The sequence below is a fragment of the Piscinibacter sp. XHJ-5 genome (assembly GCF_029855045.1).
Classification (GTDB): domain Bacteria; phylum Pseudomonadota; class Gammaproteobacteria; order Burkholderiales; family Burkholderiaceae_C; genus Albitalea.
The window spans coordinates 2,260,551-2,284,798 of the sequence record NZ_CP123228.1 but is presented as its reverse complement, the minus strand read 5'-3'; the positions used below and the strand labels follow the sequence as shown (position 1 = coordinate 2,284,798).

Annotated in this window: 24 protein-coding genes and 1 pseudogene; 6 read left to right on the top strand and 19 right to left on the bottom strand. The window is 69.0% G+C overall.

What is annotated here, in order from left to right; all coding sequences use genetic code 11:
• Positions 1–54: 54 nt before the first annotated feature.
• The 3 genes from P7V53_RS10710 to P7V53_RS10700 all read right to left on the bottom strand — a co-directional run bounded on the left by P7V53_RS10710 (position 55) and on the right by P7V53_RS10700 (position 2,161).
• On the bottom strand, positions 55–1,422 hold the full coding sequence (locus tag P7V53_RS10710) for a VCBS repeat-containing protein (RefSeq protein WP_280155469.1): 1,368 nt from the start codon (positions 1,420–1,422) through the stop codon (positions 55–57).
• A complete protein-coding gene (locus tag P7V53_RS10705) occupies positions 1,419–1,649 on the bottom strand; it encodes a hypothetical protein (protein WP_280155468.1) in 231 nt (76 codons plus the stop codon). The genes P7V53_RS10710 and P7V53_RS10705 overlap by 4 nt, the downstream gene beginning before the upstream one ends.
• A gap of 110 nt (positions 1,650–1,759) precedes the next feature.
• Positions 1,760–2,161, bottom strand: a complete 402-nt coding sequence (locus P7V53_RS10700; RefSeq protein ID WP_280156667.1) for a hypothetical protein — start codon at positions 2,159–2,161, stop codon at positions 1,760–1,762.
• On the opposite strand from P7V53_RS10700, the gene P7V53_RS10695 reads away from it, so the two are divergent.
• Positions 2,111–4,804: a winged helix-turn-helix domain-containing protein gene (locus P7V53_RS10695; RefSeq protein ID WP_348273478.1), complete on the top strand. Its 2,694-nt coding sequence runs from the start codon at positions 2,111–2,113 to the stop codon at positions 4,802–4,804. The genes P7V53_RS10700 and P7V53_RS10695 overlap by 51 nt on opposite strands.
• Positions 4,805–4,840: 36 nt before the next feature.
• Here P7V53_RS10695 and P7V53_RS10690 read toward each other — a convergent pair whose 3' ends face one another.
• Together P7V53_RS10690 and P7V53_RS10685 are read right to left on the bottom strand one after the other, a co-directional pair.
• On the bottom strand, positions 4,841–6,199 hold the full coding sequence (locus tag P7V53_RS10690) for a VCBS repeat-containing protein (RefSeq protein WP_280155467.1): 1,359 nt from the start codon (positions 6,197–6,199) through the stop codon (positions 4,841–4,843).
• 469 nt (positions 6,200–6,668) lie between these two features.
• Positions 6,669–6,953 carry a hypothetical protein gene (locus P7V53_RS10685; protein WP_280155466.1) on the bottom strand — a complete coding sequence of 95 codons (285 nt, stop codon included), beginning with the start codon at positions 6,951–6,953 and terminating at the stop codon, positions 6,669–6,671.
• 223 nt (positions 6,954–7,176) lie between these two features.
• On the opposite strand from P7V53_RS10685, the gene P7V53_RS10680 reads away from it, so the two are divergent.
• Together P7V53_RS10680 and P7V53_RS10675 are read left to right on the top strand one after the other, a co-directional pair.
• The gene (locus tag P7V53_RS10680) at positions 7,177–7,401 is read left to right on the top strand and encodes a hypothetical protein (protein ID WP_280155465.1); all 225 of its coding nucleotides are present in this window, start codon (positions 7,177–7,179) and stop codon (positions 7,399–7,401) included.
• 95 nt (positions 7,402–7,496) lie between these two features.
• Positions 7,497–7,933, top strand: a pseudogene (locus tag P7V53_RS10675) (SDR family NAD(P)-dependent oxidoreductase); the annotation flags it as partial.
• An 89-nt stretch (positions 7,934–8,022) separates the two neighbouring features.
• On the opposite strand, the gene P7V53_RS10670 reads toward P7V53_RS10675, so the two are convergent.
• From P7V53_RS10670 to P7V53_RS10660, 3 genes are all read right to left on the bottom strand, one after another.
• Positions 8,023–9,042, bottom strand: coding sequence for a nitronate monooxygenase (locus P7V53_RS10670; RefSeq protein ID WP_280155464.1), 1,020 nt, complete (start codon positions 9,040–9,042; stop codon positions 8,023–8,025).
• Positions 9,043–9,050: 8 nt separating this feature from the next.
• Entirely contained in the window at positions 9,051–10,925 is a 1,875-nt protein-coding gene (locus P7V53_RS10665) for a feruloyl-CoA synthase (protein ID WP_280155463.1), read from the bottom strand.
• A 96-nt stretch (positions 10,926–11,021) separates the two neighbouring features.
• Entirely contained in the window at positions 11,022–11,459 is a 438-nt protein-coding gene (locus P7V53_RS10660) for a carboxymuconolactone decarboxylase family protein (RefSeq protein ID WP_280155462.1), read from the bottom strand.
• A gap of 79 nt (positions 11,460–11,538) precedes the next feature.
• Between P7V53_RS10660 and P7V53_RS10655 the strand changes: the two genes are divergently transcribed.
• From P7V53_RS10655 to P7V53_RS10645, 3 genes are read left to right on the top strand one after another with little or no spacing between them, the layout of a single operon-like run.
• The gene (locus P7V53_RS10655) at positions 11,539–11,766 is read left to right on the top strand and encodes a hypothetical protein (RefSeq protein ID WP_280155461.1); all 228 of its coding nucleotides are present in this window, start codon (positions 11,539–11,541) and stop codon (positions 11,764–11,766) included.
• Entirely contained in the window at positions 11,763–12,737 is a 975-nt protein-coding gene (locus P7V53_RS10650) for an SDR family NAD(P)-dependent oxidoreductase (RefSeq protein WP_280155460.1), read from the top strand. The genes P7V53_RS10655 and P7V53_RS10650 overlap by 4 nt, the downstream gene beginning before the upstream one ends.
• The gene (locus P7V53_RS10645; RefSeq protein WP_280155459.1) at positions 12,734–13,885 is read left to right on the top strand and encodes a serine hydrolase domain-containing protein; all 1,152 of its coding nucleotides are present in this window, start codon (positions 12,734–12,736) and stop codon (positions 13,883–13,885) included. Before P7V53_RS10650 ends, P7V53_RS10645 begins: the two co-directional genes overlap by 4 nt.
• Positions 13,886–13,927: 42 nt before the next feature.
• Here the strand turns inward: P7V53_RS10645 and P7V53_RS10640 are convergent, their stop codons facing one another.
• The 11 genes from P7V53_RS10640 to P7V53_RS10590 all read right to left on the bottom strand — a co-directional run bounded on the left by P7V53_RS10640 (position 13,928) and on the right by P7V53_RS10590 (position 24,223).
• Positions 13,928–15,289: an acyl-CoA reductase gene (locus P7V53_RS10640; protein WP_280155458.1), complete on the bottom strand. Its 1,362-nt coding sequence runs from the start codon at positions 15,287–15,289 to the stop codon at positions 13,928–13,930.
• A gap of 8 nt (positions 15,290–15,297) precedes the next feature.
• Positions 15,298–16,653, bottom strand: a complete 1,356-nt coding sequence (locus P7V53_RS10635; RefSeq protein ID WP_280155457.1) for a hypothetical protein — start codon at positions 16,651–16,653, stop codon at positions 15,298–15,300.
• Positions 16,654–16,667: 14 nt separating this feature from the next.
• Positions 16,668–17,504: an oxidoreductase gene (locus P7V53_RS10630; RefSeq protein WP_280155456.1), complete on the bottom strand. Its 837-nt coding sequence runs from the start codon at positions 17,502–17,504 to the stop codon at positions 16,668–16,670.
• A 152-nt stretch (positions 17,505–17,656) separates the two neighbouring features.
• Positions 17,657–18,373 (bottom strand): helix-turn-helix domain-containing protein, encoded by a 717-nt coding sequence (locus P7V53_RS10625; RefSeq protein WP_280155455.1) that lies wholly within the window; start codon positions 18,371–18,373, stop codon positions 17,657–17,659.
• Positions 18,374–18,435: 62 nt separating this feature from the next.
• On the bottom strand, positions 18,436–19,596 hold the full coding sequence (locus P7V53_RS10620; RefSeq protein WP_280155454.1) for an NADH:flavin oxidoreductase: 1,161 nt from the start codon (positions 19,594–19,596) through the stop codon (positions 18,436–18,438).
• A 43-nt stretch (positions 19,597–19,639) separates the two neighbouring features.
• A complete protein-coding gene (locus P7V53_RS10615; protein ID WP_280155453.1) occupies positions 19,640–20,209 on the bottom strand; it encodes a nuclear transport factor 2 family protein in 570 nt (189 codons plus the stop codon).
• A gap of 56 nt (positions 20,210–20,265) precedes the next feature.
• Positions 20,266–21,081 carry an SDR family oxidoreductase gene (locus P7V53_RS10610; RefSeq protein ID WP_280155452.1) on the bottom strand — a complete coding sequence of 272 codons (816 nt, stop codon included), beginning with the start codon at positions 21,079–21,081 and terminating at the stop codon, positions 20,266–20,268.
• 10 nt (positions 21,082–21,091) lie between these two features.
• Positions 21,092–21,892 (bottom strand): SDR family oxidoreductase, encoded by an 801-nt coding sequence (locus P7V53_RS10605; protein ID WP_280155451.1) that lies wholly within the window; start codon positions 21,890–21,892, stop codon positions 21,092–21,094.
• Entirely contained in the window at positions 21,889–22,569 is a 681-nt protein-coding gene (locus P7V53_RS10600) for an SDR family oxidoreductase (RefSeq protein WP_280155450.1), read from the bottom strand. The genes P7V53_RS10605 and P7V53_RS10600 overlap by 4 nt, the downstream gene beginning before the upstream one ends.
• 15 nt (positions 22,570–22,584) lie before the next feature.
• Positions 22,585–23,790, bottom strand: a complete 1,206-nt coding sequence (locus P7V53_RS10595; RefSeq protein ID WP_280155449.1) for an amidohydrolase family protein — start codon at positions 23,788–23,790, stop codon at positions 22,585–22,587.
• Between the two features lie 112 nt (positions 23,791–23,902).
• Complete coding sequence (locus tag P7V53_RS10590) at positions 23,903–24,223, bottom strand: 2Fe-2S iron-sulfur cluster-binding protein (RefSeq protein WP_280155448.1); 321 nt, start codon at positions 24,221–24,223, stop codon at positions 23,903–23,905.
• Between the last annotated feature and the right edge of the window lie 25 nt (positions 24,224–24,248).

Genomic DNA, 24,248 nt, shown 5'->3' with positions numbered 1-24,248 from the left:
GTGATTTCCTTCAGGTGAAAGCGGTGATCGGAAGACCGGGCGGAGCACCCGATTTCAGCGGCCGAACTCCCCGACCAGGATCTGCGCGCTGTCGACCATGGCCCAGTCGACGAAATCCGGTGCCGCCTGGTTCTGCACCGAGAACCACGGCGTGGCCGTGCCCGTGTTGCTGCAGACGTCGCCGCTGCAATCGGGCCGCGCGTTGTAGCCCATGTAGGCGACTGGAATCGTCTTCCAGGCCATGCCGCTTCTCGGAAGCAGCGCGATGTCGGACATGCCGTTGCCGTCGAAGTCGCCCGCCACGGGCTGCGCACCCTGCGCCGCCCAGACGGGGAAATTCCCCGCCGTCACGTCGAAGGTCTGGAATTGGCCGTTCGACAGCCCAAACGCGACCGCGATGCTGTTCCAGGAGCCGGATGTGTTGACCAGCGCTATGTCGGTGCTTGCCCCGGCGTCGAACCTGCCGGTCAGCACCACGGCGCCCGCCGCCCGCTGGGCGAAGCCGCCGGAGATCGGAATCGACGTGGCGAACCCGCTCCCGGTGGCCCGGGCCAGCACGAGCTCGCCGTTGGCGAACGCCGCGAAATCGGTCATCCCGTTTCCGTCGAAGTCGCCGGTGACGACGTTCGATGCGCCGACGTACGCGCAGGCGCGGCCGAGGAACTGGCCGGCCGGGTAGCCCTGGACGCGAAAGCCTCCTGACGGCAGCGCGTGCGCCACCCGGATGTCCGTCCACGAGCCGCAGGGCCGAACGAGGGCGAGGTCCGTCAGGCTGTCGCTGTCGAAGCGACCCGCCACGAGGCGAACGGAATCCCACTCTGCGCCAGCCTCGGTCGCCCAGCCGGCGAACGACCCGAGCGGCCAGTTGGCGACATCGAAGCCGAGGTCCTTGCGACTGAGCAGGACCGGCGCGCTCGCCCAACCCGGTTCGCGACGAATCAGTGCCACGTCGCTGCGCCCGTCGCCATTGAAGTCGCCGACGACCGGCTCGACGCCCGGGCTGGTCGCCCAGATGCCGAACTGGCCGATCGAACGACTCTCGATGCGCTGGGTGCCGTCGGCATTGGCATAGGCAACGAGCATCGCCTGCACCTGCCCGTTGATGGCAGTGTTCAGCAGCGCCATGTCGGCGCGGCCATCGCCGTCGAAGTCACCCTGGAGCAGCGCCATCCCGGGCGTGGCCGCCGCCGTCGCGAATTGCGCGACCAGCGTGCTGGTCGGATTGCGGACCTCGAAGGCGGCGCCATTTCGGGTGAGTGCGAGCGGAACCGTGTTCCACCCGGGCGCACGGTTCACCAGCCTGATGTCGTCTGCGCGCTGGCCCCAGACGAACAGATCGGCATGCGCCGCCGCCGATGTGAGGGCCACGAACGCGACGACCAGCGCCGCCATGGGCTTGCGGTTGCAGCGGATGCTTCTCACGGTTGCACCTTCTGGACCCCGGGAGCCTGCATGCGCGCGACCTGGCTCGTCGAAAGGGACGAGTCGACTCGCACGGCCGTCGGATCCGCGGAACCGTCGGCCTCCGGCGTGGTCGCGTCGCCACCGCCACCGCAGGCAGTGATGAGCACGACGGCCGCTGCGATGGAGGCCATCAGACAGATGCGATGGAGGTTGTCCGGGCGGACGCGACGGGGAAGCAGCTTCATGTTGACTCCTGGGTCGGTGGCAGATGAAAGGGCCGGTCGCGAATGCGGCGGGCAGGGAGACTGTCTGCCGCAAGGCGCCTTTCAGTCTTCAAGCATCCTGAAGCGGCGCCTCAAACGTTCTGGCACCGTGCTTCCGGGTTAAATTCGAGCGGCCCGACAACAGGCTCGAGGAGGGTCGCTTGGCCCGGGTGCATTGCTTCGGTCGCCATGAAGTCCACGCCGACGAACGCCTGTTGCTCATCGATGGGCGGCCCGCCGCGCTGGGCGAACGTGCGTTCGACGTGCTGCTGGCGCTGATCGAGCGCCGGGACCGGGTCGTTTCCAAGGAGGAGCTGCTGCGCCTGGCATGGAACGGTCGTGCCGTCAGCGAGAACAATCTGCATGCGCAGATCTCGTCGTTGCGCACGGTGCTCGGCGCCGGTGCGATTGCCACCATTGCAGGGCGCGGCTACCGCTTCACGATGACGGTGGACGATGGCGATGACAGCGCTGCGGGAGAAGCCGTCGGCCATGCGAGCCGCGGGGCATCCGGCGCCGCGCCGTCGGGACCTCCGGCGAGCACCATGCCCGCGGACGCGCGCGCACCGCTTTCGCTGCGCTTCGGCAATGTCGAGGTGCGATCCAGGGAGCGAAAAGTGCTTCTCGGCGGCCAGCCGGCCGCCCTGGGATCGCGCGCCTTCGACCTGCTGTCGATGCTGATCGAGCTGCGCCCGCGCCTGGTCACCAAGCAGGAGATCCTCGAGCGCGTTTGGGCCGGCGTCGTGGTGGAAGAGAACAACCTGCAGACGCAGATCTCGACGCTGCGCAAGCTGCTCGGCGTGCAGCTGATCGAGACGATTCCCGGCCGCGGCTACCGTTTCATCGCACCCCCTGGCGACCTTGCCTCCCCACCAGCGAGGCAGGCAGCGCCGGCGTCGAGCCTGGTCCCCCCTGTCCAGCGGATGACCAACCTGGCCGCGGCCGCGGAAGCACTTTTCGGCCGCGGGGACGACCTGGACACGCTCACCGCGCTGGTGGGCGAGCACAGGCTGGTCACGCTGCTGGGCGCGGGCGGCATCGGCAAGACCCGGGTGGCGCAGGCCCTGGCCCGGGGGTTCGCCGGCAAGTTCACCCATGGGGTGTGGTGGGTCGATCTGGCGTGTGTCGCTTCTGCCGAGGGCATTCCCGTGGCGGTGGCCCATGCCACGAACCTGCAGCTCGGGCCCGGGGACGCCGCCGCAGCGCTGATGCATCTGCTGGAGCCGCGCGAAACGCTGCTGGTGCTCGACAACTGCGAGCGTCTCGCAAGCGAGATCGCGAGCTTCGTGCAGGCCGCGATGGCTGCGGCGCCGCGGCTTCGCATCGTGGCAACCTCGCGCGAGACACTGAAGGCCGCGCACGAGCAGGTTTACCGGCTGGATCCGCTGGCCTTGCCGCCGCCGGATGCGCCCATCGACGAGGCACGCAAGTACAGCGCGCTGCAGCTGCTCGAGCATCGAGCAGCGGCGGCAGATCGCCGCTTTGCGCTGACGCCCGCCAACATCGGCGTGGCGATCCGGCTGTGCAGGCGGCTCGACGGCATTGCTCTGGCCATCGAGATGGCGGCCGCCCGCCTGCCCCTGCTCGGACTGGCTGAAATCGACGCTCATCTCGCTGATGGTCTTCGTCTGCTGAGGGGCAGCAGCCGGACGGCGCCCGCTCGCCAGCAGACGCTGGTGGCCACCCTCGATTGGAGCCACGCACTTCTGACCGCCGACGAACGAGTCGTGCTGCGACGGCTGTCGGTGTTTGCTGCGAGCTTCCGGCTCGACATGGCGCAGCGTGTCGCGGGATCGCAGGATCTCGACGAATGGTCCGCGCTCGACGCCTTGGCCGGCCTGGTCGACAAGTCGCTCGTGCAACTGGAGCAGAGGGAGCCGCCGCGTTACCGACTGCTGGAGACGACCCGCCTGTACGCCGCGGAGAGACTCTCGGAAAGCGGTGAGACCGAAGCAGTTTTGCAAGGGCATGCGCAGGCCATGACGGCGCTGGCCGACGAGTGCGACGATGCCTATTGGGTCATGCCGGACGCGGCCTGGCTGGCTCGGTATGCGCCGGAGTACGAGGACATCCAGATGGCCTTCAAGCGTGCGTGCGAAGGCGGCTCGGCCGATGTCGCTGCGGCGACGCTGGACGCGCTGTCCCGGTTGGACCATCTGCGTGCCAACCTGGCTGCCATCCATTTGCATCTTCGGTCCGCCATCGGGGTCGTGCCGGCGGCAAGCCCGATGGCGCGGGCGCGTTTGCACCTGCGCTTTTCTGCCCATTTCGTGGCGGGGGTGCCTCAGTTGCCCAAGCTGCAGTCGGCGCGCATCGCTGCAGCCGCCTTCCGGGAACTGGGCGACCGTGATCGGCTATGTGAAGCGCTGCTGAACGTGGCTGTTGTCTCGGCCATGAGCGCATGCTTCGACGAAGCGCTGGAAGCCTTGGCGCTTGCCCAGCCGCTCGAGCAGCCGGACTGGTCGCCGCGGCGACATTGGCTGGCCGCGAGCCATCGAACGAGGGTTCACGCCTACCGTGCCGATGTCGTTGGCTATCGCGCCAGCGTTCGCGACGAGCTGCGATACGCCGAGTTGGCGGCCTCGCCGTGTCAGGCCGTGAACGCACGGCTCAATCTGGCAGATGCGGCCCTGATGGCGGGCGATTGGGACGAAGCGATCGAACTCGGGCGCCGGGTGGTCGAGGAGGTGCGCACCCTCGACCTGCCGCAAATGACCGCCGTGGCCCAGCTCAACCTGTTTGCAGCCTTGCTCGGCAAGGGCGACCTGCCCTCGGCCCGGTCAGCTGCGCTCGAAGCCTTGCCGGAGGCCTGGCGCAACAAGATCTCGGGCTACATCTGTTCCCACCTGTCGCTGCTGGCCGCAAGACTCTCGCGATACGAGAGCGCGGCCAGGCTGCTTGGTTATGTCGAGGCATGGTTTCCCGCACGCCAGCTCACGCTGGAACCGGGCGAAGTGCGATCCACGGGGCTGGCCGCCGAACTGGTCGGGGCAGCGATGTCTCCGTCCGCCATGGCTTCTCTTCGGCGCGCCGGTGCCAACCTCACCGACACGCAAGCCCACGCATTGGCCGAGGATCTGCTCATCGGCTCGGACGCGGGCGCCGAAGGAGCACAGCCGCGTCTCAGCAGACGCTGATTCCGCGCGGCCCTCGGCTGGCCGCAGCAGCCTCGGTCATTGCCCGAACTTGCCGACGAAGACGCGGGTCGCCGTCGCCCTGGCCTGGTCGACAAATCCGGGAGCCACCTGGTTCTCGACCGCCTGCCGCCACGCGCGCCGTCCACCCGGGAGACGGTCGGTGTGGGAGTAAGCGATGGGCACGGTGGTCCAGTCCGTGCCGGGATATCGCTGGATGAGCGCGATGTCGTCCTGTCCATTGCCGTCGAAATCGCCGACATAGGGGGTCGCGCCGGGAGCGAAGGCCCACGCCGCGAACGTCGGCGACAGATGCTCGCGCACGGTGAACTGGGCGTTCGAGTCGCCGAAGGCAACGGCGATGCCGGTCCTGTCGATGAGCGCGATGTCGGTGGTCGGACCTTCATCGAATCGGCCGGTGACGATCTTCGAGTTCGGGGCACGTTGGGCAAACGTCCCACCCGTCACCGACACCACCGTGAAGACCCCCGCTCCCGCAGTCGCGACGATCAACGCGCCACCGGAGAACTTCGCCAGATCCGTCAGGCCGTCACCGTTGAAGTCGCCGGTCACCAACTGTGTCCCCCCATCCGGACAGTAGGCCTCGAAATACTGTGCCGGCGCGTGAACGACGCCGACCCCCGACGACTGGGAATGGAGGAGCGGAATCGTCGGCTGGCCGCACTCGCGCAGGAGGGCCACGTCGGTCCGGCGCACTCCGTCGGTGCTGGGAATGAACTCGCCCGGAACGATCCGGGCGGCGGGATACCGGAAAAAGGGGTTGCTCCCGCCGACATGCCAGATCACGTCGGCGAAGGTGCCGTCGCTTCGGCTGAGGAGCATGGGCACCGTGTCGCGGAATTCGGCCGGCTGGCCTTCGAAGTCGATCAAGGCGATGTCCAGGCGGCCATCGCCGTTGAAGTCCCCGGCAACCGGTTCGCCATACCCTTGGGCCAGGTAGTTCGCGAATTGCCCGATGGGAGTGGAGCTCATCCGCACGGTGCCGTCGGCGTTCGCGAACGCGATGCGCATGCTGGTCCAGACAGGCGTGAAGTCGCTGTTGCGGGCGCGATTGAGCAGCGCCAGGTCCTGCAATCCGTCAGCATTGAAGTCGCCTGCCACGATGTCGACCAGACCGTTCGAAGCCATCGCCGAGACGGCGAGGTCGGTGGCGCCCGGATCCGACTGGAGTCGCACATCGAAGGGCTGGCCGCTCTTCGCGATGACCAGCCACGGCATCATCAAAGCGCCGGCCTGCTTGACCAGCCTGATTTCGTCCTTGGCCGGTCCCACCGGAGCAGCGACCGCGGGCAGCGTGGACAGTGCGGCCGCGAGCGTCGCGAGCCAGCCGGCGAGTTTGCGAGGCGCCAGGGTGCGCGGTCGATAGGCAGTGGCCAAGATGTTCTCCTTTGGCAAGATCCGATGGGTGGGGTGCCGACAGCGCAGTCGCGGGGCACAGAACGGGAAGCGCTGAAGACGTTCCCACTATCTGCACCCGAGCCCGCCAGGTCTTCAAGGGGTCGCAAGAAAACTGAAATGTTCTGCGAGGGCTTCCATCGAGTCGATGGAGGCGCTGCGAACATGGAAACTCAAGTCAGCTTCAAGTCCTGAGAGCGGCGGTCAAGCCGCTTTCGCCGCCAGCGCCGCCGTGCCGCAATCACGGCCCGCGTCGGCGCCCGACCGCCGCATCCGCGCCGTGGTCACGCTGGCCACCATGGCCGTAGTGTTCACGCCGGAGAGTCTTGCTGCCATCACGGTGCGTGCGCCAGGCCGGACGCCTTCTGCCGTACGCGCCGAGCAGCACGCCATGAGCCAAAGTGAAGCCCAGCGAGTTGGAATCCGGCCGCCACGAAGCTCGCGCCGGGGATCAGCTCCCGAGCATTCGGCCGAGCGCCTTCTCGAGCTCCTTGAGCTGGGCCTTGGTCAGGCTGCCATCCTTGGATCGCATCTCAGCGGCCTTCATGTCCCAGGCGTTTCCCACATATTCCAGATACTGGGATTTCGTAATCATCTCGCCAGCGTCGGCTCGCATCATCTTGGCGCGGCTCTCAGCGAGGCGGGAATAGATGTCGCCTTCGGCCAGTGCCGCCGTGGCACCTCCGATGAGCAGCGTTGCGGCGATGGCAGATCTCACGAAACGGGTTGACAGCACGGCAATCTCCTTGGGTTGTCAAAGCAGGGTGGTGGTCTCGAGACGCATTGACCATCGACCACGCCCTGCAGTCCCCGGATGTCACTCTCGCGGCATGTGTGCGTGATCGATGTGCGCGAACGCAAGAGTGCTTGCGGCAGATGACGCAGCAGTCCAGAAGAGATCACGTTTTCTTCACGTTCGCACTCTCTGCGGCGCCGTGCGCCGCGGCGACATCATCGCCATGCGTACCGAGAATCCCGGCTGGAATCCGGATAGCGAGCCGCTGAATCCGCCGCTCACCGGCGCAGAGCTCGAAGCGCCGCGCAACATCTACGACATGCCGGCTCATGTGCAGGCCGACACGGGCCTTTCCTCGGCCGACCGGAGCTGCATCGCGCAGGTCACCCGGAGCGCCGCAGGAATCGATGTCTCGGCCGATGTGGCAACGCCGACGGATCGAACCTGAGGCCGCGATACAGGGCGCTCATCCTGCTGCCGGGAACCCGTAGAGGCGCCCTGGATTGTCGACCAGGATTCTGTCGAGCAGCCCGGTATCGCCGGGACAGCGAAGACGTCGCACGGCGCATCTTCGAGACCAACTTCTTCGGCATGTTGCGGATCAGCAAGGCGTTCGCGCCGATCCTCGAAAGACATGGCGGGGGCGCGTTTCTCAACGTCCTGTCGGTCGCCTCGTGGGTCAACGGCGGCGAGTTGGCCGCCTATTCGGCCAGCAAGTCCGCAGCTTGGTCGCTCACCAACGCCCTGCGCAACGAACTGGCGGCGCAGAAGACGCACGTGCTGGCGCTGCACATGGGCTACGTCGATACGGACCTCACGCGTGGGTTCGACATACCGAAGGCCAGCCCCGAAGCAATCGTCAAGCGAGCGCTCGATGGACTCGAATCGGGCCTCGACGAGGTGCTGGCCGACGAGCTCACCGTGCAGGTCAAGCGCGGGTTGACGCGGCGCGGCCCGGCTACCTACCCCAGCAAGCCTGAACCTTCCGTCGCCGCAGAACAGCATGCGCACCCGATCCATCGTTCGGCATGGACCCCGAGCGCGGATCACCGCGACGACCGGACCCGGGTCATGAGCCCCGGGGGTCGCATTCGGACACCGGTCGCAATGCCGCCAAGCGTTCCGCAGCGGCAGAGGCATCGTCGATGAGACGGTCGAAGATCACTTCCGCCGGCTCGACAGCGTCGGCGAATACCGCCGCAGGTCCGTAGTCCAGCATGCCGGTGCGCATGTCGCCGGTGACGAAGGCTTCATGGGTCAGCGATCCCATCACATGCGGCCGGTATTGCTCGAAGTCGGTCACCTTGGCATCGTCCAGAGCCAGCGCGGCCTCGGCGCTTTCGTTGCGGTAGACGCGGTGATGGTCGCGCAGCGCCTTCTTGACGATCACGCTCTCGGTGCCGTCGCCCTGCACGACGAGGTCCTTCGCCGCGGGGTGTATCCACAGCTCCTCGGTGACCAGCATGCGCGTGCCCATCACCACCGCGTCGGCTCCCATTGCCAGCACGGCGGCGAGCTGCCGTCCGGTGCCGATGCCGCCGCCGATGACGATCGGCACATCGATGACCTGCGTGGCGTGCGCAGCCTGCACGATGGACCCGATGCCATGAATGCCCGGATGTCCGCCGCAGTCGTTGCCCACGATGATCACCGCGTCGACGCCCAGCTTGACCGCTGTCCGCGCGTAGCGCACCGCCGGCACCTTGTGCAGAACCTTGACGCCCGCTTCGCGCAGCAGCGGCAGCACCGGCTCGGGGTTGGCCCCCGCGGTCTCGACGCAAGCCACGCCTTCGTCGATCAGCACGCCGATCTGGCGCCGCAGGCGCTCCACTCCGCCAGCCTGGCGCGAGAGGTACAGGTTGACGCCGAACGGCCGTCCCGCTGTGAGTTCCCGGCATCGCCTCAGCTCGCTGCGGAACTCGTCCGGATCGGGAAAGCCGGCCGCGACGATGAAGCCCATGCCGCCGGCGTTGACCACCGCCGCCACATACCGTGCATCCGAGACCCGCGGACCCATGCCGCCGGCCAGGATCGGATGGCGGATGCCAAGCAGCTCGGTGATGCGGGTTCGGAACAGCGCAGGACGCATGGCGTCGCTCAGTGGGATCGCGCGCGGAGCACCCGCGCGCCGGGAGTCGCGTGGAACAGCTCGGCGACCGCCGCGGCACGCCGTCGCAGAACGGTGGCCGCGCTGATCGCGGACTTGGCCGTCATCTCGCCGCTGTCGAGCGTGGGCGCTTCGGTCTCGACGGCAATGCGCATCACGCGGTTGGAACTGCCCGTGCCGGCATCGGCCAGCGCATCGAGCCGCTGTTGGAAAGCCTCAAGCACCCGCGGGCTGGCCAGAACCGCGGCCCCCTCCGCGCCAGCGGGAAGCCCCCGATCGAGCGCCCGGCAGGCGGCCAGATCGGGGAACACCAGCGCCGCCACGAAGTCCTCGCCGCTGCCGGCGATCACGACGTCCAGCGCGAGCGGCGCGAACGCCGCCAGCGCCGTGGCGCGCAGCGCGCCCACGTGCACCCACGTGCCGCTGGCGAGCTTGAAGTTCTCACCGATGCGGCCGTCGAAGCGCAGGCCCTGCTCGGGGTCCGCGGGGTCGACGAAGGCCGCCGCATCGCCGAGGCAGAAATAGCCTTCCGCGTCGAAGGCTTCGGCGCTGCGCTGCGGGTCGTTCCAATAACCGGTCGTGACGCAGTCGCCGCGCGCGCGCAGCTCGAGCTTGTCGTTCACCGGGACGAGCTTCAGCCCGACGCCGGGAACCGGAAGGCCGACGATCGCTTCGCGCCGCGGATCGCGGCTGGTCGTCATCGGCACCGGCCCGCACTCGGTCGATCCGATGCCCGAGACGACGAGGACACGCTGGCCGAGATGCGAGACGGCCACCTCGTCGAGGCCGGCCCACGTATGCGCCGGCAGGACCGCGCCGCCGTAGTAGATGAGCTTCAGCCGCGCATAGAAGCGTTCGCGCAGCGCCGCGTCCTCGCGCAGGTGCGGCAGCAGCGCAGCCAGGCCGGCAGGCGTGTTGTAGTAGAGCGTCGGCGACACCTCGCGCAGCGCATCGATGGTCGGCTGCACTGCATCGGGCAGCGGCTTGCCGGGGTCGAGGTAGTAGGAACCGCCGCAGTAGAGCGCGAGGCCGACGTTGTTGGTGCCGCCGAAGGTGTGATGCCACGGCAGCCAATCGACCAGCACCGGCGGCGCGTCCAGCAGGAACGGCATCGCCTGCACGACTTGCTGGCGGTTGCTGCACAGCATGCGGTGCGTGAGCATCACGCCCTTTGGCTCGCCGGTCGTGCCTGAGGTGAACAGGACCTTGGCCACCTGCTCGGGGCGGATCGCGTCGTATGCCGCGTCGACCTTGCCCGTCGGCACCGCGGACCGCAGGGCTTCGAACGGCGTGGCCGTGCTGCCCTCTGCCGTGCCGGCGACGAACTCGGCTCGCGCAAAGGCGGCACGCGCCGCCTTGCCATAGGCCGCTGCGTCGGACGCGTAGATCAGCCCGGGCCGCACTCGCTCGGCCAGCGAGCGCAGCTTGGCATGGTCCCTGGACAACAACGAGTACGCCGGCGTCACCGGCACGTACGGCACGCCGACATGGGTGCAGGCCAGCGCCAGCAACTGGTTGTCGAAGTCGTTCTCCGACAGGATCACCACTGGCCGCTGCGGCCCGAGGCCGCGATCGAGCAGCGCCTGCCCGATGGCGCGCACGTGTGCCAGCGTAGCGCCATAGGTGAGCGTCTCCCACGCTCCGACCGCCGGTCCGCCCGGAGGACGTCGGGCGAGGAACACCCGATCGGGCGCGCTGAGGGCCCACTCCATGAGCCGATCCGTGTACCTGCGTGGATAGGGCTGCAAGGCTTCCTCGAGCTGCATGAGGATGCTGCCGTCCGCGCGGCGCTCCACCCGGCAGCGGGTGGAGCCGAGGCGCACCGGGCGGTGCGGCACATCCATCAACGGGTCCGCTGAGGGCATTTCGAAGGTCTCATGGGTCGTATCGGCAATGATCCGATATTCGAACAATGTGCATAAGTGAACACTGCACGCCTGCCGAAATGAGCGTGGGCTGCGTCAGAGCAGGCCGCGCTCCTTGGCGGACTGGGTGCTGTCGTCGATCAGCCCGCGCTCGCGCAGCACCGCGATCGTCGCTTCGATCGCTTCGGCGACGCACGGAAAGCCGCAGTACGGGAAGGCCTGGATCATCACCTCCTGCAACTCCTCGACGCCGAGGCCGTTGTTGAGCCCCGCCCTCACGTGATTCCTGAGCTCCGCCGACTTGCCGCTGGCGATCAGGATGCCCAGCGTCACGAGACTGCGGTCGCGTCGCGCCAGCCCCGGGCGCGACCAGACCGCGCCGAAGGCCGACTCGATGGCAATGGATGCGCAGTCCGCGGCAAACGCGCCCGACTCCGCCGACGCGGTGAGCCCGGCGAGGAAGCGGTCGCCCAGCATCTCCTTGACGAGGTTCAAGCCACGCTGATAGTTGGGGCTCTGGTCATAGTCGCTCATGCGATGTCCTTCTTGCGGCTGCGGGATCGCCGGGCTTGCGTTCACGACGCCAGCCGCTATAGTGCACATGTTCTATTTTATGAACACTGTTCTGCAATATGCAAGCCAGCATCGAGAAGGCGCCGGTCCATCGCATGGACTGCCGCGCCGCCATGGGGCTGCACCGGACCTGACGTCGGTCGCCCCGACGATGGTGTCAGGCAACACCAACGGACGCGTGATGGCCATGGCGTGGCACGCGGCGGACGCCATCCCGCAGGCGCGCCCGACGCGCCGGCCACCCATCTTCGTGAAGGAGCTTGCGTGACGATTCGATTCGATGGACGGGTGGCGGTGGTCACCGGCGGCGGCAACGGCCTGGGCCGCGACTATTGCCTGAAGCTGGCCGAGCGCGGCGCTCGCGTGGTGGTGAACGATCTGGGGGGCAGCGGCTCGGGGCAAGGCGCTTCGCGCGCCACGGCCGACGCAGTCGTCGAGGCGATCCGCACCGCGGGCGGCCAGGCGGTCGCCAGCCACGACAGCGTCGCGACGCGCGAAGGCGGCACCGCGATCGTCGGCACGGCGATGAAGGCCTTCGGCCGCATCGACATCGTCGTCAACAACGCCGGCTTCCTGCGCAACGACCGCTTCGAGGACCTGACGGACCAGCAGATCGATGCGGTGCTGGGTGTGCATCTCAAAGGCGCGTTCCACGTCACGCAGCCGGCCTACCGCGTGATGAAGGACCAGGGCTACGGCCGCATCCTGTTCACGGCGTCGGCGTCCGGCCTGTACGGGCATCCCTGGCAGGCGAACTACGCGGCGGCCAAGGCGGGCCTCGTGGGGTTGATGAACGTCGTCGCGCTCGAGGGCGAGCGCCACGGCATCCTCGCCAACGCCTTGCTGCCGACGGCCACCACGCGCCTTGCCGCGGAGGTTCCGCAAGGCTGGATGGAGGTGACCAACGTCTCCGGCCTGCTCGAGCGGATCGACTTCGCGGCCGTCGCCGACGGCATGGGCGTCGAGCACAACACGCCGCTGGTGCTGTATCTCCTGAGCGAGCAGTGCAGGTCGACCCAGGGCTGCTATTCGGCGCTGGCAGGACGCTATGCCCAGGTCTTCATCGCCAGCGCGCAGGGATGGTCGAACGGCCTGCGCAGTCTCGCTTCGCCGGAGGACGTGGCAACGCACTGGGAGGAGATCACCGATCTGCGCCGTCACCATCGCCCACGCAGCGTCTACGAGGAGTTCCTTCCCGCCATCGAGCGCATCAAGGCCGCGAAGGCGGCGACGAAATGACCATCGATTCGCAAGCGAACGAGCGGGTCCGGCTCGCCATCGCCGACGCGGTGCACAGCGGCCGCGAGGTCGGCGTGCAGGTGGCCGCCTACCACCGGGGCCGCCTCGTCATCGACGCCTGGGGCGGCCTCGCCGATCCGGACACCCGCCGTCACGTCGACGGCGACACCTTGTTCAACGTGTACTCCGTCACCAAGGCCGTCGCGGCCACCGCGATCCACCTCCTCGTCGATCGCGGCCTGCTTGCCGACGACACGCCGGTGGCGGACCACTGGCCCGAGTACGGCGCACATGGCAAGGACCGCACCACCGTGCGCGACGTGCTGACGCACCGAGCCTGCGTGCCGCAGATGCCCGACGGCGTCACCCCCGAGCGCCTCGTCGACTGGGGCTGGATGACACGCGCCATCGCGGACCTCGAGCCGCTGGCCGAGCCGGGCACGCGCACGATGTACCTCTCGATGACCTTCGGCTGGATCCTCGGTGAGCTGGTGCGCCGCGTCGATCCGCAGCGACGCTCGCTCGGCCGCTTCGTCCGCGAGGAGATCGCCGAGCCGCTGGGCATCACCGACCTGTGGATCGGCCTGCCCGATGTGCATGCGGCGCGCGTGGCCAGGCAGATCGACGCGATGTCACCCGTGCCGCCCGAGCACCTGCCGCCGCTGTTCCTGGCCTCGATGCCGCCCGCGGTCGCTCTCGCGCCGCCGGTGTTCGAGCGGCCCGAGGTGCGGCGTGCCGAGGTGGCCGGTGTCGGCGGCATCTTCAATGCGCGCAGCGAGGCGCGCTTCTGGGCCCTGCTGGCGCAGGGCGGCGAGCTCGACGGCGTGCGCCTCCTGTCGCATGGTCGAGTTGCGATGCTGAACACGCCGCGTGCACGCTGCGAGGAGCCCGATCCGGTGATGTTCGGCTTCCCGCTGCCCCTCACGGTGGGCGGGTTCTGGTTCGGCGGCGAGCATCCGCCGGTGTGCTCGGTCAGGAACCCGCAGGCGATCTGCCATCCGGGTCAGGGCGGCTCGATCGGCTGGGCAGATCCGGACGCGCAGCTTGCGGTGGCGATCTGCCACAACCGGCTGTTCAATCCGGCGTCTGCGGCGGAAGACGCGATCCTGCCGATCGCTGATGCCATACGGGAAGGATTGGGGCTGTGACCGCCGACGTCGGGGCGGCAACCCCAACAGACCGCCGCGGCGTCATCCTTCGTCATTGACCCACCGCACGAAGCGCTGGAGCGGATAGAACCCGTCGTGCGAGATGCCGGCCTCGAACGCGACCGCGCCGCCCAGCTCGACCACCCGCTGCACGCCCGCGGCAGCCAGCCCGTCGCGCAACTGCGCCTTGCGCGAGGACGGATACACGCCCACCGTCTGCGTTGCGACATTCGCGTGCGACACCGCCGACGCGAGCGACTCCACCGGCACCACGTTGACGACACGCCCGTCGGGATGGAACTCGACCGGCTCCTCCGAGCGGATCACCAGCCCCTTGCCTTCGTATCCGCCCCACACCCGGTAGTGCGGCTGCATGTCGCGCAGGCCGTCGATCTCGTCGCGCAGGTGGCTGGGCAGCGGATTGCCGATCGCCGAGGTCGTCGCCCGCTCGACACCCAGCCGCTTCTGCAGCAGCGCGCAGTAGCGATCGACCTGCTCCAGCGTGCCCTCGACGAACTGCACGCGGCTCGAGGCGCAGGCCTGCTGGTTCATGATGGTCGCGTCGGTCGCTGCGCGCTCGGCCACGTCGGCCAGCGTCGCCTCCGATGCGAAGGCCTCGCGGCCGATCATCGAGATCGACGTCTTCGGGTCGAATGCGACGAGCTCGAAGCCCGGGCCGATGTATTCCTTCGCGCTGCGGATCGTGCTCTCGCCGCCCCAGGCGACGAGCTTGTCGAAGAACTGAGGGCGGAACAGCACGCCCTCCACCTTGACGTCGCCGCCGCGCCAGTAGGCGGCCGAGAACGAGCGCGTCACCGGGTGATCCGGCGCCACCGCGGTCAGCGTGCGCAGGATCGCGGTCGCGGAGAACAGATCGTTGGACGGCAGCTTGAGGAGGTGCACGCCCTTGGTCAGCGCGCCTCGCATCACGGACATGCCCGCCACTCCGGGCGCGTTGCCCGCGATCACGTGAATGAGCCGCGGCGGAAAGGCGCGGATACGGTGCCGGCGACCGCTCGGCGCGTCGTCCACCTCGCGCCAGCCGTCGAGCACGTCGGCGCCGCCGAGTTCCTCGCGGACCTGGAACGCCATGCTGCGGCGGTCGAAGAGGCGCCCCAGCCCGGCGAACGAACGCTCCAGCACGTCGCGCGGCAGCGGGCTCGTGCGCGAGCCGCGCTCCAGCGCCTCGGCGAGCAGCCCGTCGGGATCGCGCGTGAGGCGCTCGCCGAGCGCGACCAGCACGTCCATGATCTCCGCCAGCGGCGTGTCGAACGCGGGGCCGGGCTCGCGCCGCGGCCAGACCAGCTCGTCGAGGTTCAGCGCCGGCGTGGCGAAGCGGCCGTAGTCGAGATCGGCGCCGGTGATGGTCCTGCCCTTGACGACATGGCAGACCGGGACAGTCATCTGCCTGCTCATGCGGCTATCGCTCCGCGGATGTAGCTGTCGACGGTGCCCGCGCAGCCGATGTGATCGTCCTCGCCGACCTGCGCGAAGCGCGTGATCGTGTCGAACAGCGTGGGGCCGTGGCGGCCGCAAGGGCAGCGCGGCTTGAAGTCGACGGTCACCTTGTCGCCGGTGATCAAGCCGCCCCAGCGCCCCTCGTACAGGAGATCGAGGAAGCCGAAGCGGCCTTCGACGACGCCGTCCTCGCCGTCCGCGGCGGTCAGCAGCCGTTCGCCGTCGCGGTCGAGGATCAGCCAGATCAGCCCCGGCGCCCGGTGGTAGCGCCCGGCCTCGCAGCGCGGCATCACCTGCGCCAGCTCGGTCATCCCGTAGGCCGCCGGGCGCACCACCTTGCCGAAGAAGCGGTCGACCTGCTCCTTGTAGTCGGGCGGCAGCGCGATGCCCTTGACGCCGCCGCCCGCGTTGACCACCGTGTCCGGGTGGAACTCGCCGTCGCCGATGCCGCGCTCGCGCGCCCGCGCGATGAGCATCATGTACTGCGCCCACATGCCGGCCACCATCATCGGCTCCTTGCGCTGGTCGAGGATGGCGTCGGCCAGCTTGAGCATCGCGTCGCGGCCTTCGACCGCCTTGCGCGCGCCCTGCTGCTCCAGGCCCTCGATCTCGGCCGGCGTCGCGCTGCCGTCGGCCATCTTCTTGCGCAGCGCGGCCATGCGGCTCACTTCGGCAATGCGCAGCGGCTCGTCGCTCAGCGCGTAGGTGTGCCCCGGCCGGCCGAAGTTCTCGGCGTTGAAGCGCGCCGCCTCGCAGGCGCTGTTCGGCCCGTGGATCGGCCCGAGCCAGAACACGGTGCGATCGGCATTCGACTTGACGAACGGCCAGCCGACCGCGTGGCGGAAGTGGCGCTTCTTCATCTCGGAGTCGGCGCGCGTGTGGTTGAGGAACGAGCACTTGCCCGACGAGCCGCTGGTGGCCAGCACCAGATGCCCGGCTTCCCACAGGCGGCCGATCCAGTCGTCGACGTCCTTGACGCCGTCGACGTTCACGCCCCTCACGTCGGCCACCGACAGCGTCTGCAGCCACTGCAGCATGCGGCCCCACTGCCCCTTCTCGACGAACGACGGCGGGTATGACTTGTAGACGGTGTGCGCGAACAGCAGCGGCACGATGTCCTGCAGCTTGTCGATGCGCGTGATGCCGGCTTCTTCCGCCCGGCGGGCGACCAGCGGAATCTGCGCACGGCGTGTCTCGAACAGCTCCTGCGCGGCGCGCAGCTGCAAGGGTTCGATGTCGGAGGCCGGCTGGTCGAAGGCCAGGTCCGGGTCCGGGATCATCTCCAGCAGTTGGTGGCGGGTGGGTGTCATGGCCGCGACCTCCTTCACTGCGAATCGATGGCCGTGGCAAGCGACACGGCTTCCCAGACGGCGAGTTGCCCCAGCTTGCGCTCATGCGCACCGCGCAGCATGCTCACCGCGTCGGCACCGAGCGCGAGCCGCAGCGGCGCATCCGGCGCGTCGAGCGCACGCATGATGGCCGCTGCCGCCTTGGCAGGGTCGCCGGGCTCGCGGCCGTTGTAGTGGCCGATGTTCTCGCGCGTTCGTGCGGCCGGCGTGTCGGCATAGGCTTCCATCGCGCTCGACTTGCGCAGCGAGCCGCCGCTGAAGTTGGTGCGGAATCCGCCGGGCTCGACGATGGTCACCCGGATGCCGAAGGGTGCGACCTCCGTGGCCAGCGCCTCGCTCATGCCTTCGAGCGCGAACTTCGACGCCGAGTACAGGCCGCAGCCGGGGAAGCCGATGGCACCGGCCACCGAGGCGATGTTGAAGATGTGCCCGCCCCGCCGCTCGCGCAGGTGCGGCAGCACGGCGCGGATCACCGCCAGCGCGCCGAAGAAGTTGGTGTCCATCAGGTGGCGTGCTTCGGCGTCGGAAGCCTCCTCGACCGCGCCGAACAGGCCGTAGCCGGCGTTGTTGACGAGCACGTCGAGATGGCCCGCGCGTCGGATCGCCTGCTGCACGGCGGGCAGCACGTCGTCGGTCTGTGTCACATCGAGCAGCACCGCGTGGGCGCGTCCCGGCGCGAGTTGCTCGAAGCGGTCGGCCTGCGCACCCTGTCGCACGGTGCCGACAACGGTGTCGCCGCGCGACAGCGCGACACGCGCGAGCTCCAGGCCGAAGCCGCTGGAGACGCCGGTGATGAGCCAGTGGGTGGTCATGCGCATTCCTTGTGTTCACATATCAATACGATGTTCTATTATTGGTTCTCTGAGCGAATCTTCGGCGCCGCAGGACCGAGGCGCCACCGAGAGATACCCTGATATCGAATGCGCGATCGGCCAGCGGGTCCGTGGGGTTGTCACCCCACAAATCACGCTCGCTGCTGGCTGCCGAGCCGCACCAGCAGATCGCGCAGGCTCGCTGACAGCTGCGAGCGGTCGCCCGGCGCCATCTCCAGCAGTGCGCGGTACACGATCGCCTGCGGGTGCGTGACCAGGTCCTCGAGCGCGGCGTGGCCCTTCGGGGTCAGGCGCACCACCAGTCCGCGCCTGTCACGCGGATTGCTGGCGCGCGTGACCATGCCGAGCGCTTCGAGCCGGTCGAGCCGCTTCTTCAAGCCGGGCAGCGAGAGCCACAACAGGTGCTTGAGTCCCGTGGGCGTGCTCTCGTACGGCGGCCCCGAGCGGCGCAGCGCTCCGAGCACGACGACCTCGCGTCCGCTCATGCCGTGCAGCGCGGCCGTGCGCTCGATGGCCTTCTCGACGTGGCGCCCCGCCTGCGCCAGCCGTGCCAGGATCGCGAACACCTGCGGGTCGACCTGCGGCCACGCGACACGCCAGGTGTCCACGTTGGCCTCGACGATGTCTCGCGATCCGTCCACGGCCTGAAGGCGGACGAGCCCCGGCACGAGGCCGAGCGGCGCGGCGACGCGTGTCAGCAGCGACACCTGCACATCCTCGCCGCGTTCGAGGCGTGCGACCTGGGGCTGGTGAACACCGGCACGGCGCGCGAGCTCGCGTTGCGTCAGGCCGGCCGCCAGCCGGGCCTGTTTCAGCGCGACACCCGCGCAGTCGTCGCGTTCGCTCACGGGGCGCGCGCCCGTTGCAGCCCGGATGCAATCCGCAGTCGCGACCGAGTACCACACCGGCTTCAGTGCAAGACCTGCAACTTCGCCTCGTCGAACGCCGGCAGCTCGTGCCCGTGACGCAGCAGGCGCGTCCATGCCGGTTCGTTCAGCAGCGCGCGGCCAACCGCGACGAGGTCGAACTCGCCGCGGTTGAACCGCGCCATCAGCAGCTCGATGTTGTCCGCCCCGCCGGCCCGCCCGTCGCGGCGCGAGTCGTAGAAGCCGCGGTCCAGGCCGATGCCGCCGATGGCCATCGCCAGCTTGCCGGTGATCTTTCGGGCCCAGCCAGACAGGTTGAGCGGCGACCCGTCGAACTCCGCCCGATCGAAATAGCGCACGCTGCCGTCGAAGACGTCGACGCCCGCATCGGCGATCGGTCCGAGCACGTCTTCCAGTTCCTGCGGCGTGTTCGCCAGCCTGGCCTTGAAGTCCTGCTGCTTCCACTGCGAGAAGCGGAAGAAGATGGGCATCGCGTCGCCGACCTCGCGCCGGATCGAGCGCACCACCTCGGCGGCGAAGCGCGAGCGCGCCCTGCGGTCGCCGCCCCACGCGTCGACGCGGCGATTGGTCTCGTCCCAGAGGAAGGTGTCGATCAGGTAGCCGTGCGCGCCGTGGACTGCGATGCCGTCGAAGCCGACGTCGCGGGCATGGCGGGCGCTGTGTGCATAAGCGTCGATGACGTCCTGGATCTCGGACTCGGTCATCGCGCGGGTGGGCGCGATGACGCGCTCGACGTAGTCCGCACCGAGCGACGTCGTGCGGCCCGCTGGCCCCCACAAGCCCGAGGGGCGCAGCGTCGGAACGTCGGGGAACGGCCCGGTGCCCGGTTCGCGCATCACGCCCTGGTGCCACAGCTGCGGGATCACCTTGCCGCCGGCGGCGTGCACGCCATCGACGACTCGCTTCCAGCCGGCCAGGGCGTCGGCGCCGAACAGATGCGGCAGGTGGCTCTCGCCGAGCCCTGCGTCCCCGAGTGCGGCCGGGTGATCGATCCCGACGCCTTCGGTGATGAGCAAACCGCACCCACCCTCGGCGCGGCGGCGGTAGTAGGCCGCGACGTCGTCGCCCGGAACGCCGCGAGGCGAGAAGTTGCGCGTCATCGGCGCCATCACGATGCGGTTGGGAAGCGCGAGGCCTCGCACGGAAAGCGGCACGAACAGGGGCTCGACATCGGTTCTGGTCAACGGGAGTCCTCGGTGGTCACGGTTGCGTCGGTCGTCACCCGACCTACGGGGTGTCGGTGACGGCGCGGCGCGCCTCCTCACCCGCCTCGTCCCAGTAGCGCTGCCAGCTCGGCCAGGCCTGCGGCAGTTGCGGCTGGTACTTCGCGCCGGTGTACCTGCCCGGCCAGTTCTGGAAGCCCGGACCGCGAGGGCGCGCCTCCCAGTCCGTCGAGTACCAGTGCTTCTCGTCGCGCCGCTCGAAGCACCAGCGGCCTTCGCTCCTGACGTAGCGGTCGAAGTAGCAGATCGCCATCTCGACCCAGTGACCGTTGTCCTCGTGGCCGGCGCGGCAGTAGACCGTGCCGGTCGCGTGATCGGCGTCGACGAGATCGATCGTCTGGCCGCAGACGAGGTGCACCGAGCGGTAAAAGCCCGACAGCACGTTCGAACTGGAGAAATAGGTCTTCAGCGCGTCGCGGCCGCGGCCCCATCGGCCGCAGTCCACGTCGACGGCGAACAGCGCGACCAGTTCGATGACATTGCGCGAATCCACCGCCACGGCGTAGCGCACCGGCAGCTGCTGGATCGCGAGCGTCGCCTCGACGCGCTCGATGCGCTCCTCCAGCGTGCTCATTGGAGTACCTTCGGGCTGGGCCCTCCGGTATTCGCCCTTGGGGCGGCCCGGCGTGCTCACGGGTGGGCGCCCCGGCTCATGAAGTCGGCGACGTACGGCTGGTGCGCGTGCAGGCCGCCGTCGACGCAGATCACCTGCCCGGTGATGAACGCCGCCTCGTCGGAAGCCAGGAACACGACCGCCGCCGCCACGTCTTCCGGCTTGCCCAGGCGCGGGGTGAGGTGATGGCGCAGCATCACGTCGCCGACCTCGGACTTCGCGTAGCTGTCCTGCGTCGCCGGCGTGACGATGAGCCCCGGTGCGATCGCGTTGCAGCGGATGCCCTCCTTGCCGTGCTGCGTGGCGAGGCTTTGCGTCAGCGAATTGATCGCCGCCTTCGACGCGCTGTAGGCGCTGTGGGACAGCCCGCCCGACAGCGCAGCGCCGGAGCTGGTGTTGACGATGACTCCGCCGCGCTTTCGAAGATGCGGGATCGCGGTGCGGCTCGCGACCATCGTGCCGCGCAGGTTCACGCGCAGGATCGTGTCCCAGACCTCGGTGTCCACCTTCTCGACCGGCGTGTCGCGCGTCGCCGAGAGCCGCGTGTCGGCGGCGTTGTTGTGCAGGATGTCGAGGCCGCCCAGCCGCTGGACCGTCGCCTCCACCATCGCGACCACGCTGGCCTCGTCGCCCATGTCGACCTGGATCGAGATGGCGACGCCGCCCTCGGCGGCGATCGCGTCCGCCTGACGCTGGGCGGCGGCCAGGTCGATGTCGGCCAGCGCGACCGCCGCACCCTCGCGCGCAAGCGCCTGCGCGCACGCCGCGCCTATGCCTCCGCCGGCGCCGGTCACCAGCGCCACCTTGCCCTGCACACGTCCGGTTCGGTTCATGTCGCGCTCCTCACATTGCGGTGTAGAGGCCCCCGTCGACCGGGATGTTCTGGCCGGTCACGTAGCCCATCAAGTCGCTGCACAAGGCCACCACCGCGCGGCCGATGTCGTGGCGCGGCGAGCCCATGCGGCCGAGCGGAAACATCTTCAGGTACAGGTCGCGCACGGCAGGGTTCTGCGCGAAGAAGACCTCGGTCGGCTCGGTGGCCGCCGACGGCTCGATGGCGTTGACGGTGATGCCGTGCGGGCCCCACTCGCGGGCCAGCGACTTCACGAAGCCGCGGTCGCCGCCCTTCAGCGCGGAGTAGATCGGGTTCATCGCCGCGCCGTGCAGGCCGAAGGAAGAGCCGAGCACGATGAAGCGCCCGTGGCCGCTGGCCTTCAGGTGCGGCAGCGCGGCCTGCGCGCAATGGAAGCTGCCGTCCCAGGCCACACGGGCCTGGCGCAGCAGGTCTTCTTCGACGATGTCCTCGATGGCGATCGGGCGCGCCGAGTCGCCGCCGGCGTTGGCGTTCTGCACGACGATGTCGAGCCGGCCGAAACGGTCGACGGCGGCTTGCACCGCGCGCTGCACCGCCGCGGCATCGCCGACATCGGCCTCGACGGCAATCGCCGTGCCGCCTTCGGCCGTGATGATGGCGACGGTCTCGTCGCAGGTCGGCCCGCGACGGCCGGTGACCACCACGCAGGCGCGAGCGGCAGCGAAGGCTAGTGCGATGCCGCGGCCGATGCCGCCGCCCGCGCCGGTGATCAGCGCCACGCGGCCGGCCAGCAGGTCCGGGGCCGGAAGATCTGTGGTGAGCACTGTCATGGGACCATCCAGTCGCCGCCGTCGAGATTGATCATCGCTCCGGTGATGCCTCGCGCGCCGGCGCCGGCCAGCAGAGCGATCAGCTCCGCTGCATCCGTTTCGGCATCGGGCACACGGCCGAGCGCGGGCGGCGGCGGGCCGAGCTCCGGCACCGGCGGGATGCGCGCCTCGCCCAGCGCGTCGCTGTAGTGCCGCGCCGCCAGCCCCAGCCAATGCAGGCGAATGCCTTGGGCGCCCCACTGCCGCGCCGCCGACTTGACGAGCGTGCGCTGCGCCTCGACGAGCGTGAGCAGCGGCACCAGGCCCGGCGCGCCGACCAGCGCGGCAGTCGGTCCGAGCACGATGATCGTCCCGCCGCCGGCACGCAAGCCACGCCGGGCGGCCTGCAGGCAGCACAGCGTCGAGTACAGCGAATGGCTGGTGGCCTGCTGCCACTGCGCGAGCGACAGCGCATCGATCTCCGCCGAGCGCGTCGCGACCGCGGGGGCTTCGGCATGCACGACGAGATCCAGGCCGCCGAGGTCGCGCACCGCCGCGTCCATCGCGGCGTTCCAGTCGTCACCCGATGGGAGCCGCGCGACCTTGCCCCCCAGGCGCTCGAGTCCGCGCGCGAGGGTCTCGCCCAGCGCGAGGCCCCGCACTGCAACCACCGCCCGGCATCCAGCGACGTCGTTCATGTTGCGTCCCCCGCGTCACGCCACGGGCGAAAGAAAGCGCCGGCCGTTGTCGTGCATGACCGCCCGCGTCTGTTCGGCGCTGAGCTTGGTGCACGCTTCGTCGGCGAACTCCCGCGGCGTGGGCACGCCCTCGGCATGGGGGTAGTCGGAGCCCATGACCATCCATTCGTGCGCGCCGACCTGGTCGACGATGGTCTTCAGGTCGTCCTCGGGATAGGCGACCACGCCGACGTGACGCTTGAAGATGTTGCTCGGCCGCTCCTTGAGCTGGCCGCCCGGCCAGTGACCGTTCTTGGCCATTCCGCGGCACTTGTCCATCTTGATCAGCGTGCTCGGCACCCACTCGGCGCCGTTCTCGGCCGACAGCACGCGCAGGTTGGGAAAGCGAGCGAAGAAGTTCCAGAAGATCAGCGAGGAGATCGTCTCGACCACCGGGCGCTCGCTGTAGCCGTGCATCCACACGAACGCGGTCTGGCGCTGGCGCGACTGCTGCACAGGCTCGCCCCACACCGCCATGTGGTCCTTCATGTAGATGGCTTCGCTGACGTGGTAGACGACGCGGCAGTGCGCCTCGTTCAGCAGCGACCAGAAACGGTCGAAGTCGGGGTGGGCCGGCGGCTTGCCGTCGAACGGGCCCATGGGCATCAGGAAAAGGCGCGTGCCGTTCTTGATGGCCCACTCGGCTTCCGCGCATGCGGCATCGACATCGGCCAGGCTCACGAGCGGCGCGGAATAGATGCGGTCCTTGTAGTTGAAGGCCCACTCGTCGAGCATCCACCGGTTGTAGGCATGCATGATGGCCGCGCAGGCCTTCGGCTCGTCGAGGTAGCTGATGGTGGCGACCATGTTGCCGCAGTAGAGGAAGCAGCCGTCGACGCCGAACTCGTCCATCTTGGCGAGGCGCGCATCGCGCTCGAGCATGTCGACCGTCATCGGCACGCGCATGTCGACGTTCTCCCTGCCCTCCTTCTGCGCGCGCAGCCACTCGTGCAGCTTGCCGGGCGGCGGCACGCGGCCGTCCTCGGCGAAGTACCCGGCGCTGACCTCGATCTTGCGATGGCCGACATAGAGCGCGTACTCGCCGTCGTCGCCCACCTTCCAGTGATAGTTCCAGTCCTTCTTGAATTGCTCCGGAAGGTAGCGGCTGTAGGCGTCCGGCGTCTCGTACAGGTGCGTGTCGCCATCGAAGATGGGCCCGCGATAGAGGTGCGATGCAGTCATGGAAGCTCCTTGCGAATCGTTCGAACCCGATCAAGCGGCCGCCGCGGATCCGGCTTTGCCGGTCCGCTGGGGGCGCCCCCTGGGGGGAGGCGCCGAAGGCGCTTCGGGGGGGTCATACCTGCGACTGCGGCAGGCGGATCACCAGACCTTCGGTGTGCGGCGTGATGCGGATCTGGCACGACAGGCGGCTGTTCGGCTGAGGGTCGAGCGCGCACTCGAGCATCTCGCGCTCGGCCGGCACCGGCTCAGGCAGCCGCGTGGCCCACGGCGCCTCGACATAACAATGGCAGGTGGCGCAGCTGCACGCCCCGCCGCAGTCGGCCATGATCCCCGGCACCATCGCATCGATGACGACCTGCATTGCCGACTTGCCGACCTCCGCGTCGATGCGGTGCTCCTTGCCGTTGAATTCGATGACGGTCAGTGCGGGCATGAGGTGATGTCTCCTGTTCTTGCTG